The 13,067-nt window shown below is 40.3% G+C and carries 13 protein-coding genes; 7 read left to right on the top strand and 6 right to left on the bottom strand.

The features are described from left to right. Positions 1-29: 29 nt before the first annotated feature. The 5 genes from MK805_RS05305 to polA form a co-directional block, all read right to left on the bottom strand. A complete protein-coding gene (locus MK805_RS05305; protein WP_240874476.1) occupies positions 30-1,064 on the bottom strand; it encodes a glyceraldehyde-3-phosphate dehydrogenase in 1,035 nt (344 codons plus the stop codon). Between the two features lie 171 nt (positions 1,065-1,235). Further along, positions 1,236-1,847: a lytic transglycosylase domain-containing protein gene (locus MK805_RS05300; protein ID WP_240874474.1), complete on the bottom strand. Its 612-nt coding sequence runs from the start codon at positions 1,845-1,847 to the stop codon at positions 1,236-1,238. Then, a complete protein-coding gene (gene coaE, locus MK805_RS05295) occupies positions 1,829-2,443 on the bottom strand; it encodes a dephospho-CoA kinase (protein ID WP_240874468.1) in 615 nt (204 codons plus the stop codon). Before coaE ends, MK805_RS05300 begins: the two co-directional genes overlap by 19 nt. Before the next feature lie 16 nt (positions 2,444-2,459). Beyond that, entirely contained in the window at positions 2,460-3,284 is an 825-nt protein-coding gene (gene mutM / locus MK805_RS05290) for a DNA-formamidopyrimidine glycosylase (RefSeq protein WP_240874466.1), read from the bottom strand. A gap of 34 nt (positions 3,285-3,318) precedes the next feature. Beyond that, the gene (gene polA / locus MK805_RS05285; RefSeq protein WP_240874465.1) at positions 3,319-5,979 is read right to left on the bottom strand and encodes a DNA polymerase I; all 2,661 of its coding nucleotides are present in this window, start codon (positions 5,977-5,979) and stop codon (positions 3,319-3,321) included. 184 nt (positions 5,980-6,163) lie between these two features. Between polA and MK805_RS05280 the strand changes: the two genes are divergently transcribed. The 3 genes from MK805_RS05280 to MK805_RS05270 all read left to right on the top strand — a co-directional run bounded on the left by MK805_RS05280 (position 6,164) and on the right by MK805_RS05270 (position 8,752). Beyond that, entirely contained in the window at positions 6,164-7,840 is a 1,677-nt protein-coding gene (locus tag MK805_RS05280; RefSeq protein WP_240874463.1) for a YndJ family protein, read from the top strand. Positions 7,841-7,946: 106 nt separating this feature from the next. Next, a complete protein-coding gene (locus MK805_RS05275) occupies positions 7,947-8,189 on the top strand; it encodes a hypothetical protein (protein ID WP_240874462.1) in 243 nt (80 codons plus the stop codon). A 149-nt stretch (positions 8,190-8,338) separates the two neighbouring features. After that, entirely contained in the window at positions 8,339-8,752 is a 414-nt protein-coding gene (locus tag MK805_RS05270) for a hypothetical protein (RefSeq protein WP_240874460.1), read from the top strand. Between the two features lie 90 nt (positions 8,753-8,842). Here the strand turns inward: MK805_RS05270 and MK805_RS05265 are convergent, their stop codons facing one another. Continuing rightward, complete coding sequence (locus tag MK805_RS05265; protein ID WP_240874458.1) at positions 8,843-9,199, bottom strand: hypothetical protein; 357 nt, start codon at positions 9,197-9,199, stop codon at positions 8,843-8,845. A 271-nt stretch (positions 9,200-9,470) separates the two neighbouring features. Here MK805_RS05265 and MK805_RS05260 point away from each other — a divergent pair, with 271 nt between their 5' ends. The 4 genes from MK805_RS05260 to pstB all read left to right on the top strand — a co-directional run bounded on the left by MK805_RS05260 (position 9,471) and on the right by pstB (position 13,058). After that, positions 9,471-10,361, top strand: coding sequence for a phosphate ABC transporter substrate-binding protein PstS family protein (locus MK805_RS05260; RefSeq protein WP_240875137.1), 891 nt, complete (start codon positions 9,471-9,473; stop codon positions 10,359-10,361). Between the two features lie 75 nt (positions 10,362-10,436). Then, a complete protein-coding gene (gene pstC, locus MK805_RS05255; RefSeq protein ID WP_240874456.1) occupies positions 10,437-11,354 on the top strand; it encodes a phosphate ABC transporter permease subunit PstC in 918 nt (305 codons plus the stop codon). Further along, complete coding sequence (pstA, locus tag MK805_RS05250; RefSeq protein WP_240874454.1) at positions 11,351-12,244, top strand: phosphate ABC transporter permease PstA; 894 nt, start codon at positions 11,351-11,353, stop codon at positions 12,242-12,244. Before pstC ends, pstA begins: the two co-directional genes overlap by 4 nt. Before the next feature lie 16 nt (positions 12,245-12,260). Continuing rightward, positions 12,261-13,058 (top strand): phosphate ABC transporter ATP-binding protein PstB, encoded by a 798-nt coding sequence (gene pstB, locus MK805_RS05245; protein ID WP_240874453.1) that lies wholly within the window; start codon positions 12,261-12,263, stop codon positions 13,056-13,058. Positions 13,059-13,067 lie beyond the last annotated feature (9 nt).

Raw genomic sequence — 13,067 nt, 5'->3', positions numbered from 1 at the left:
GCTTCAAGCATAGATTACTTAGCGGAATGTCAAGCAGTAGCATGTACTAGTTTTTTTTGATGAAGTGCTTCCCCTACATATTTAGCCAGATCAACCACACGGCAAGAATAACCCCATTCATTATCATACCAAGCGAGTACTTTTACTTGTCTTTCTCCAATAACCATTGTCGAAAGTGCATCAACTATTGAAGAATTTTCATTCCCAATAAAGTCTGTAGATACAAGCGGCAGTTCACAGTATTGCAAGATTCCTTTCATTGCTTGTGCGGAAGCATTACGAAAAGCTTCATTTACCGCTTCTGCTGTGACATTTGTCTGTAAATCTACGACCAAATCAACTACCGATACGTTTGGAGTTGGAACTCTTAGCGAGAAACCGTTCAACTTCCCTTGTAATTCAGGAATAACTAATCCTAATGCTTTTGCTGCCCCTGTTTTGGTAGGAATAATCGATTGAGAACATGCCCGGGCACGGCGCAAATCTTTATGTGGGTTATCAAGATTATTTTGGTCATTTGTAAACGAATGAACAGTTGTCATCAATCCATGTTGAATTCCAAAACGATCATGTAAAACTTTTACAACTGGTGCAAGACCATTTGTGGTACAAGATGCATTGGAAACAATGTGATGGTTTTCTGAATCATAAATTTCATGATTTACTCCCATAACAATCGTAGCATCCTCATTTTTACCTGGTGCTGTTATCACTACTTTTTTGGCTCCCGCTTGTAAATGAAGAGAAGCTCCCTCGCGGTCACAAAACTTACCAGTGGCCTCTATCACAACATCAACGCCCAACTCTTCCCAAGGAAGTTCCAAAGGATTTCGATTGGAAACCAAGCGGACAGCTTGACGATTTACGTAGAGCATTCCTTCTTCTGCAATAACTTCTTCATCAAAAAATCCATGTATGGTATCAAATTTAATAAGATGTGCCAATGTTTCTGCTGGATAGCTCGCATTAATTGCAACTACCTCACAAGTGGGGTCTGTGATCGCTTTTCTAAAAACCATTCTTCCAATTCGTCCAAAACCATTTATAGCAATGCGTAGTTTCATATAATTGCTTCCCCTTCCGATGCTGTTTATAACACACTAATCCTCTATTTCATTATAATCAGTATGACACATTTTGCAATAAAAACATCTAATAAGACATGCCTATTTTTCGTCTCGATAGATCATAAGGAAATCTTTTCACAAGAAAAAACGGACATAAAAGCTGTCCGCTTAATCTTTCACTAGATCCATATACAATGATTTGTATTTTTCATAGAAAAAGGTTACCCGTTGTACATAATGTCTAGTTTCCCCATAGGGAATCTTTTGTACATTCTGCCTTGTCCCATCCCATGTTCCGTCTTTTAACCATTTCTGTACTCGCGCAGGTCCTGCATTATATGCTGCGATTACTGCAACTTTATTTCCTTTAAATTGTCGGGTTAGATCACTTAAATACCAACTCCCGACTTGTATGTTCACTGCTGGTACTTTGATGTATTGTCGCATGGAAGGTGAAAAATTTCCTTTTTTAATCGCATAGTCTACTGTTGGGATCATCAATTGCATCAGTCCTTGTGCACCAACATGAGACTGTTTTTCCGGATCAAACTTGGTCTCCACACGGATAATAGCCATAATTAGAAATGGATCTGTGTTTGTCTGTTTTGCACTTTTTAAAATATTGTCCTCATAATCCAACGGATAAATCCAACGATTAAACAGAGGAAATGCGATAACAAGGGATAGAATAATGAAAATAATTCCAATTACGATAAACCTTTTTCTTGGAAGAGCCTGAAGGGCTGGCTCAATCCATTTCTTTAGGTTAGATGATTCCATAATGCCACTACCTGTCTCTTTGTTTGTTGAACTGTCCCACTATTATCAATCAAGTAGTCCGCCAAACTTTTTTTCTCTTCTATCGACAGTTGCGATTGAATACGAGACTCTGCTTCTTCTTGATTTAAGTTGTTGCGTAACTGCAAACGCCTGCATTGTACCTCTTGAGGCACATATATCACAATAACCTTTTGGACAAAATTGGTCAAATTTTCTTCATACAACAAAGGAATATCCCAAATCACCACAGCATCTTTCTCTTGTTTGAGGATTTTATCCGTTTGCCTCTGCATCTCCTTCATAATAATAGGATGCAGCAAATGATTTAATTGTTTCCTTGCTGAGGAATTATGAAATATAATTTGAGCAAGCTTGTCCCTTTTTAACTGACCATCTACTGTAAAGAGCTCTTTTCCAAAGTGTTCTCTTATCCTTTTTGCACCGAGCTGATCTGGCTCTACTACTTGCCGCGAAATCTGATCTGCATCTATGATATATGCCCCAAGTTCCCGAAGCATTTCAGCTACTGTACTTTTGCCTGTAGCAATCCCGCCTGTCAATCCATATATCATATCATCACCATATACTTTCTTCATTGAAAAACATAGCTATTTAATGCTGGCATGTATTACAAATATGTGTCCCGCGGCCAGCAACAATTAATCTGCTGATAGGATTCCCACATGTGTAGCAGGGCTCATTTTTTCTTCCGTATACTTTTATCTGCAATTGAAAATATCCCATTTCTCCTTGGCCATTCACATAGGATCGTACAGATGAACCACCTGCATCGATCGCTGTTTGCAGAGTTTCCCGGATAGCTTGAAATAGTTCAGATACCTCTTTTTTCGTTAAGCTTTTAGCTGCACGCTCTGGATGAATTTTTGCCCGGTGCAAAGCTTCATCAACATATATATTACCAAGTCCAACTAAAAAATGTTGATTGAGCAGTAAGGCTTTTATTTTTGTCGTTTTTTTACTAAGTTGAGATTGAAACCACTGCCTTGTAAACTCATCACTCAGTGGTTCAGGTCCCAATTTGCCAAGAGGTGCATCATTGTCCTCTTCCCCGCGTAAAAACAAATCCATCGTTCCAAATTGACGTACATCTTTGTAGCGTAACTCTGTACCATCAGTAAAATGAAAAATAACGTGATCATGTTTTTCAACTGGATCTGTGCTCTTTGCCATCCGATATTTGCCCTCCATCCTCAAATGTGAAACTAATACATATGGATCAGCAAATAGCTTTAGAAATTTGCCTCTTCGATCAACAGAAGTAATCGTAGTCCCTGCTAATTTATCAGCGAATTCCTTTATATCATCTGGTTTGCGAATAATACGAGGCAAAGAGACGGTAACTTCACGAATGGTTTTCCCCACGATAAGAGAAGACAAAGTTCGTCTTACTGTCTCTACCTCCGGTAATTCTGGCATTTCTCCATCCTCTTTCTCTATTTTCATTATGTCTTTATTTCGCTTCATACCAACTCTTGCCTATATTGACATCTACTTTGAGCGGTACGCTAAGCGGCACTGCATTTTCCATCTCTTCACGAACTAATTTCTTCATCTCCTCCAGCTCCTCTGGTGGAACTTCAAAGATAAGTTCGTCATGCACTTGCAGTAACATTCTACTTTTTAACTGACGTTCTTGCATAGCTCGATATAGATGAACCATCGCATTTTTGATAATATCTGCTGCACTGCCTTGGATAGGTGTATTCATCGCAGTCCGTTCAGCAAAACTTCTCGCGTTAAACTGAGAAGCATTGATGTCTGGAAGATAACGTCGACGATTTAACAAAGTAGTTACATATCCTGTTTTTCGTGCTTCTATCACCACTTCATCCATAAATTTTCGGACGTTTGGATAAGTAGCAAAGTAACGTTCGATAAATTCCTTCGCTTCCTTTTGTGGGATATTAATGTTTTGCGACAGACCAAATGCACTGATGCCATATACAATCCCGAAATTCACGGCTTTTGCTTTACTTCTCATCAAAGAAGAAACTTCTGTCGTATCTACATCGAATACATCCATTGCAGTCTGAGTATGAATATCTCTGTCTTCTTGAAAAGCTCTCTGCAAGATAGGATCTTCGGATAAATGGGCTAATATTCTCAGTTCTACTTGAGAGTAGTCCGCAGCTAAAATCACCCAGTTTTCTTCTGAAGGAACAAATACTTGCCGAATTTGCCTTCCCTCTTCTAAACGAATAGGGATATTTTGCAAGTTTGGTTCTGTGCTGCTAAGTCTCCCTGTCGCTGCGATCGTTTGATTAAATCGCGTATGAATCTTTCCGTCCGAAGCGATTTCCTTTTTTAATCCTTCTATATAAGTGGAGTATAACTTTCCAACCTGACGATAGTGTAAAATTTTTTCGACAATCTCATGCTGCGGAGCAAGTTTTTCTAAAACATCTGCTCCAGTCGAGTATCCAGTCTTCGTTTTTTTGATTACTGGAAGGCCCAGTTTTTCAAATAATATCTCTGATAGTTGTTTGGGTGAATTTATATTAAAGGCTGTACCTGCTAATTCGATGATCTCTTTTTCTAATTGATCAATCTTCTCTTTAAAAGTAAAACCAAGCTCTTCTAATTGGGTTTTATCTACCTTGACCCCAAATTCCTCCATATCAGCAAGAACTGCTGCTAATGGCATCTCCAATTCACATAGCAATTTGGTCAAGTCATTTTCTTCTAATTGTTTTTGTAATGTATCGTATAAAGCAAATAGTTTTGCCGTTTTTTTGGTAACATGGCTTGCCAGCGCATCTCCTGTCAGCGGTTTTCGTTTTGCCCCTTTCCCATAAGCTTCCTCATCAGAAGGCAGATAACCTACACTTTGCTGCAAAGCTAAATCGCTTAGCTCCAACTTTGTTTCCGATGGATTGAGCACATATGCCGCAAGCAATACATCAAAAACAAATCCATGAATAGGAATTTGTTCTCTTTCCAATAAAATCTTACTTCGCTTTAAATCATACACGACTTTTTGCTTTTCTTTATCCTCCACCCATATACGAAAAGCATCCCAATCCTTGGCAACTTTAAGTGGCAGAAACACATTTTCATCAGGACTCGATAAACCTATTCCAGTAATGATTGCACGATGAGGATTGTCTACATCTGTTTCCAGATGAACAGCCAGAGGAGACTGCTGAAACAAATGCGCCCACTCCTCTTTATTTGATTCTTCGATCTGCACGTAATCATGAGCAGCAGTTGTAATCTCCATTTCTCCTTCTTCATCTGAAACAAAAAGAGGAGACTTATCCACTCGATCCATGAGAGTCCGAAATTCAAGACGTGAAAAAACATCCCTAACCTTATCCCGCTGAAAATCTTGCAATTTTAATTCAGCAAAAGAAAACGGCAGCGGCACTTCCGTATGAATCGTAGCTAATTTTTTACTCAATACGGCATCATCCGCAAACTCCCGCAGTTTTTCTTGAAGTTTTTTTCCGGAATATGCCTCTGGATGGGCAATAATCTCTTCAACAGTTGGATACTTGGCTAACAATTTTAAGGCAGTTTTTTCCCCTACCCCTGGGATTCCAGGAATGTTATCAGAAGGATCCCCCATCAATCCTTTTAAATCTACAATTTGATCAGGACGGAGCCCATAACGCTCATGAAGTGCTGCTTCATCATATCGATCGATTTCGGTAACGCCTTTTTTCGTATGTAGTACAGTTACATGATCAGCAATGAGTTGAAATAAGTCTTTATCTCCACTAACGATCAACGTATTTATTTTTTCTTTCTCCGCTTGAACAGCCAGTGTACCAATAATATCATCGGCTTCAAACCCATTTTGTTGATAGGTTTGAATAGCAAAAGCATCTAGTATCTCTTGTACCAATGGCACTTGCTCGGACAGTTCCCCTGGTGTTTTATCTCTTTTTCCTTTGTATGCTTCATAGTCTTTATGTCGAAATGTCATTTTACCCGCATCAAAGGCAACTAAAACATGAGTCGGTTTTTCTTCTTCTAACATTTTCACTAACATCATCGCAAATCCGTAGGCAGCATTGGTATGAATACCTGAAGAATTAGAAAGTAGAGGAAGAGCAAAAAACGCTCGATATAAAATACTATTTCCGTCAATTAACATTAATTTTTTCATATCTTTCACAACCTTACCCGATCAAAATAAACTCCAACTCATTGTATCACTATCCGCACATGCGTTTCCAGCAAAATTCCAGTAAGTTACATTACTCTCCTTACTATAATTTATTTTAATCCGAATACTCAGAAGGCACTTTTATGATAGACTAATAAAAAAACAGAAAAGGAATTTATTTTGCATGAACCATATTTTCGCAAGAAATTTTTTGATTTCTACCATCCTATGGATCATATTTGTCGTGCTCGCAGATGGTTTGGAAAGACTATTACTGATTTCTATATTTCTTGCGATCCCACTACTCTTATTTCTTGTCCCTACGATTAAACGCGATGGAAGTGACTCACGTTATCATGATTTTTTAATGGGATACCATCCATATGTAGCTTGTACAATAGGACTGGCATTTCTATTTCCAGCAGGTCATTTGACATCTGGAATTTTATCGATTCCATGGGCCATCTACCTCCTTGCTTTAGCAGGCTATGGAATCAGAAGAATGTTAGAACGCGGCCCATATATATTAGAAGAAAATGCAATCGACATTGGATTGATCTATTCGTTTATCGGCGGAGCAGCCTTGAGTGCATACTGCTTTGGCGGCAGCTTACTCGGTTACCGTGGTGAAATATTGCTGTTAACTGCTTCTCATTTTCACTTTGCAGCTGTCTTTTCGCCTTTGTTTATCGGACTAGTAGGAAGGGAACTCTGTCCTGGTTCAAAACTCGGACGCCTTTACCGCTGGACAACTATTTGCTTAATGGCAAGTCCCCTTTTCGTTGCTGTCGGTATCTATACCAATCATATCGTGGAAACAATAGCTGTATTCCTCTACTCCATTTGTTTGTTCGTCTACAGCTATTATGTTTTGATACATATCAGCAAGAAAGCAACTCGTCTCATTGTACGGCTTGCCCTGCAAGCTTCTGCTGTCATTGTCGTTCTAACCATTTTACTATCGGTCACTTTCAGTATCTCCACTCTACTCGGACACCATTGGCTGACGATGGATCAAATGAAAGTTTATCACGGAGCTGCCAATGCCATTGGTTTTGTTCTGTTAGGGTTATTCGGCTGGGTATACCTGAAACCGTCGGAAAACGCCGTATTATATGGATTGCCGCAAACGAATATTAATGGTGAAAACAAAATAGGAAAAAATTTTTTGGATAGAAAAAAACTCGCTGACCCAACCCAACAATATGCAGGTTTGGTCGACAACTTAGAAAAATTTGCCCGGAGCGATTTTTTCCCATCACAAGTCCATCCAAAAATCCGTTCTTTCTATGAAAATACGATGCTTTATGATCTCGCTGCCCAGATCACTTGGCATCGCGGATTTCGGCTTTTAGCGAAAATACATAAAGCTTGGTCAAAGAAAACCCAACAAATCAATTTACCTACTAATCAGGAAGAAGTTATCCAAATAGACAGTCAGATTATGGCTGTTTGCAACGAAAAGCAATATTGGAATAAAAATCTTCGCGCTTGGGTTCGTACCTATAAGGGCACCGATCAAACGATGTTTGTCGCCATCTATTCTGATCATTATCACGATAACGAACAATACTTGCACATCACACTTCCTATCCCGAAACGAAATCTGACAGGCATCTTACGGCTGGAACACGGCGCTGACCTCTCCTTACAGATCACAAGCTTGCCAAGAAGAGGACGCAAAGGAGATGAAGGAATTTATTTAATGATAAAAAACTACTCCTTCCGTCTTCCTCTAAATGAGCACTTTTTAATTTGGGTGGATGAGTACGGCAGATTACAAGCAACCCACCGTATGTGGTTATTTGGCTTTAAATTAGTGACAGTTGAATATGAGATATCCGGTAAAGTCAACAGCTAAAATGATAATACAGACAAATCTAGAGTTTGAGACTCTAGATTTTTTTATGTTGTCATAGCATCTATAATGAATTATAATCCGATTGAATGTATAAATATGCATTCCCGTGTCCGCTAGAGAGGATAAACCTGTGACACAATCCATTCCTGAAATCCTCCGTAAAGCAGAACAGCTCAATTCCCCTCAGGTTGTAAAAGCACGAGGGGTTGCAAGGCTACTGGGGATCGTGATCGATCTGCTTCGGGTTCTGGTACTGATGCAACAGAAGGTGTCAGAACACGAAGCGCGAATCAAGAAGCTTGAAGACCTGCTCTCTCCCAATCAAGACGAAGATCGAGTGGACGGATAGCTAGTGAACAGGCGGTGTGCCCCCGGCATACCGCCCACCGAAATTAGAGGTAAGAAAATATATATAATTAGGTAAATTCCCCACTCCATTTACATTCTCTTCATTTGGCGATAGGATAAAGTCATTCAACGGACTGGAAAGGTACTGGTATGACTCCGGAACTTCGGAAAAACATCGTCGCACTCGTCAACCTTCTTCCTGAGGCGGAGAAGCTGGTTACGGATCGTGAAAATCCTCTGGAGTTCATCTCCAAGGCCGAGCCTGTAATCGTTGCTGTCAAGGAAGCACTGAAGGAAATTGAGGATGAGGAACTCAGGGAGTACCTCTCGGAGGTAGCTAAGTTCTTCTACAAAGCACAAAAGAAGATCTCCACTGGTATGAAGGGACTCTTCGACCTCGCCCTATCTCCGCACCAGACCGGACTGGTCAAGCCTGATATCATCCAGAAAGGATGCCTCGACGACATTCAGGCAGGATTCAACTCTTTCAAAAACGGTATGAAAGCACTCCGCGAAGCTAAGAAGCGGGCTGGAGAGCTGTTCCTTTCCGTCGAGTCCCAGTGACTCCTTCCAGGCCACGCCCTCACACAAGCAACATCGTGTGCAGGGCGGCCAGTATATAATGAACGAGCATATAAATGACCAAAAGACCAATCAAACGATTTGGTCTTTTTGCTTGTTTTGTTTCCATTTCAATCCCACATCAAGCAACCAATACAGAAAACCAAAGAGCAAAGCAAACATCCAGCCTTGAGCAGCGAGAAAAAATGCGATGCTGACGCCTATATGAAGAAAAAATGAAACAAATACCTGTAAGGCTGATGACAACCGTTTGGTAAAAAAATCGATCAGGATGGAAAAAGGTAAGAGGATGATTCCGGAAATAGAAAGCAGAAAACCTGAAAATAGTCCTAAGAAAGAGGTAAAAAGGCCCCCACCCCAATAAATCGATAAAAACAGAAAAATAACAAGGGACTGGAGAAGCCAAGCATAGATTTTCCGTTTGATCATACGCATTCCCCTTAAGTTTTTTGGCATTCCTCCGATATTTCCATCATAAATGTTCTTCCTATCATCGGCCACTAATCTCTTAAAATAACACAACTTAACTTTAATAATTATAAACTAAAAATAATATTTTTAAAACACAAAAAATTAACCGAATCGTAACATTCCTTTACATTAGGTTTACATTCCCTTCATTCTTCAACAACAGTTCACACGTATAGTGGAGAGGAATCGAAGATCTGATCATCCATTTTAGGAGGAATCTTTTGTGAAGATAAAAAAGCGCATTTTAGCAAGTGGACTTATCGGGCTAGCATTCAGTACCGTGCTCGTAGCTTGCAGCAGTACAGCAGATAATCAAAATAACAAACAATTATCTGGAAATCTAACATCTGTAGGATCTACAGCTATGCAGCCATTTGTTGAAGAAGCAAGCAAAACTTTCATGTCCAACAACCCGGGTGTACAAATCAATGTACAAGGCGGAGGAAGTGGACAAGGATTAACCGCAGCCATGAATGATACTGCCGACCTAGGCAATTCCGATATATTTGCAGAAGAAAAACAAAAGATCGATGCCTCCAAACTAGTAGATCACAAAGCGTTTGTCGTTGGGATTGCCCCTGTCGTCAACCCAAACGTAGGTGTTACGAATCTTACCCAGCAGCAATTGATCGACATTTTCACAGGTAAAATTAAAAACTGGAAAGAAGTCGGCGGAAAAGACCAAGCAATTGTACTCGTTAACCGCTCAGAAAGCTCTGGAACACGAGCTGCATTTGCGAAATTTGCCCTCAAAGATAATAAAGAATTTCGCGGTAAAGGCGGCATCGTAGAAGATTCCTCTGGTACCGTTAGAAAAATTATCGGTCAAACACAAGGTGCTATCGGTTATCTCGCCTTCTCCTATGTCGATAATACGGTGAAAGCACTGACATTGGATGGGGTTCAACCTACCAATGAAAATGTCACCACAAATAAATGGAAAGTATGGGCTTACGAACACATCTATACCAATGCCAACGGCAAAAACAAACCACTCGAAGAAGCATTTATCAAATATATTCTTTCCGATGAAGTACAAAAAGGACTTGTAACGAAATTAAATTATATTCCTATCACAAATATGAAAGTAGAAAGAGATGCCTCTGGCAACGTGAAATAATGACGACACAACTAGGAAAGGGAGCCCTATTTCAGGGAAATAGGCTCCTTATTTTCTTTTGAGAGGAGTTCTTCAATGAAAGAAAGAGGCAATACTTCTTTAGCGGAGAAGCTACAGACTCCAGCCAGACGAATCTTCTGGACAGAATGGCGCGGACGCTCGATTACGTATGTCAGTGTATGGATTGTGATTCTTATCTTGTTATCCTTGCTTTGGTTTATCACCTCCAAAGGATTACAACCCTTTCTAAATGGAGAGATAACACTCAGCCAGTTTTTTTCCACCAATTGGAGTCCGCAGGATAATAAATTTGGCTCGCTCTATATCATGCTTGGGTCCTTTATGGTCACCATTGGTGCCACCCTTATCAGTGCACCGCTTGGGATAAGTGCTGCTATCTTCATGACGGAAATTGCACCCAAATGGGGGAAAAAAGTTTTACAGCCTGCAACGGAGATATTAGTAGGGATTCCTTCTGTTGTCTATGGATTTATTGGATTAACGCTATTAGTTCCTTTTATCGGTAAACTTATTGGAGGAATAGGTTTTGGGCTTTTATCTGGAATTTTGGTTCTGTCCATTATGATCCTCCCAACTATTATCAGCATCAGTGTAGATGCCATTGAAGCCGTACCGCAAAAATACCGGGAAGGTTCTTATGCCCTAGGGGCTACACGTTGGCAGACCATCTGGAAAATTGTCTTAAAAACAGCACTGCCCGGATTGATGACTGCTGTTGTCTTAGGGATGGCACGCGCTTTCGGAGAAGCTCTCGCTGTACAAATGGTCATTGGTAATGTACCAAATGCCCCTTTTCATTTCTTTATCTCGATCCATACTTTAACCAGTATGATCACACAAAACATGGGAAATACCGTTCCGGGCGAAACCTTTAACCAAATCCTTTGGTCGATGGCACTAGTTCTTCTTTTGATGACACTGGTATTTATCCTTGTTATTCGCTTGATTACCCGCCGGAGGGATGTCTCATGAACGCAAAACAAATGGACCGTTTGGCAACCCTTTTCTTTTATCTTGTAGCTATTCTTATTGTCTGTACTTTAATCGGGTTATTGGGCTTCATTCTCTTTAAAGGTATTTCGTATATATCTTGGGACTTCTTAACTGAGGCTCCTGGTTCCTATATTTTAGGAGAAGTTGGCGGAATTGCTCCGATGTTGTTCAACTCTTTTTATTTGCTCATTCTCACGATGATCATTACGTTACCAATTGGAATCGGCGGCGGAATTTATATGGCAGAATACGCCAAGCCAACTCGTTTTACCAAGTTTCTGCGGTTATGTATGGAAGTGATGTCTTCCTTGCCATCAATCATCATCGGACTATTCGGCCTCTTGCTTTTGGTTCAATATACTGGTTGGGGCTACACCTTAGCTGGTGGTGCACTCGCACTTACCATCTTTAATCTGCCACTGATGGTACGAGTAGTGGAACAAGCGATTACCGCAGTCCCAAAAGATCAAAAAGAAGCTTCATTGGCATTGGGGATTACCCATTGGCAAACAATCACCAAAATCATGCTTCCAGTAGCTTTACCAGGTATTGTTACGGGGACCATCTTAGCAGCAGGACGTATTTTTGGAGAAGCAGCAGCTCTGCTCTTTACTGCTGGAATGAGCTCCCCAAATCTTGATTTTACCAACTGGGACCCTACTGCTGTCAGCTCTCCACTCAATCCATTCCGACCAGCGGCTACCTTGTCGGTGTATATCTGGAAAGTGAATTCTGATAGTTTATCTACACAAACAGCAGCTATTGTATCTGGCGGTTCGGCATTTATCTTAATTTGTGTTGTCCTTTTATTCACTATCTTCGCCCGCCTGCTCGGTAAATATATCTATCGTAGATTGACATCATCATGATTGGAGGGAAGATAAGATGCTGGATTTCCCTTATGTAAAAAAACGAGACGCAGATCTATCGACTAATGTCACAGTGAAAACAAACAAGCTAAACGTTTACTATGGCAGTTCTCATGCATTAAAAGACATCAATATTACCCTTTATGATAAAACGATCACAGCGTTTATCGGACCATCCGGCTGTGGAAAATCAACTTTACTGCGCAGTATCAATCGAATGAATGATACGATCCCAGGAGCCAAGATAACAGGGGATATTTTTATAGATGGAGTTAACATTCAAACAGAATCCATACAAGCAACGGCGTTGCGTAAACATGTAGGGATGGTCTTTCAAAAACCAAATCCTTTCTTTAAATCGATATTTGAAAACATTGCATTTGCCCTGCGGATACATGGTGTTTCCAAAAAAGATATCGAAGCGGTTGTTGAAGAAAGTTTGAAGCGGGTAGGACTTTGGGATGAAGTGAAAGATCGCTTGCAGGATTCAGCCTTACAACTATCCGGCGGACAGCAGCAGCGACTTTGTATCGCAAGAACGATCGCAATGAATCCAAGTATTATCTTATTGGATGAACCTACTTCAGCACTTGATCCGATTTCAACAGAAAAAATTGAGCAATTGTTACAAGAGCTAAAACGTGATTTTACGATTGTAATTGTCACTCACAATATGCACCAAGCTGCCCGCATTTCGGATTACACTGCCTATTTCCATCTTGGAAACATGGTAGAAATAGGGCATACCGAGCAAATATTCACAGCACCGCAGCAATCACGAACACACGATTATTTAAGCGGGAAATTTGGATAAAGGAGGGAT

Source organism: Shimazuella soli (assembly GCF_022511585.1).
Classification (GTDB): domain Bacteria; phylum Bacillota; class Bacilli; order Thermoactinomycetales; family Thermoactinomycetaceae; genus Shimazuella; species Shimazuella soli.
Note: the sequence above shows the minus strand (reverse complement) of the source record. Positions and strands in the feature narration are given on the sequence as shown.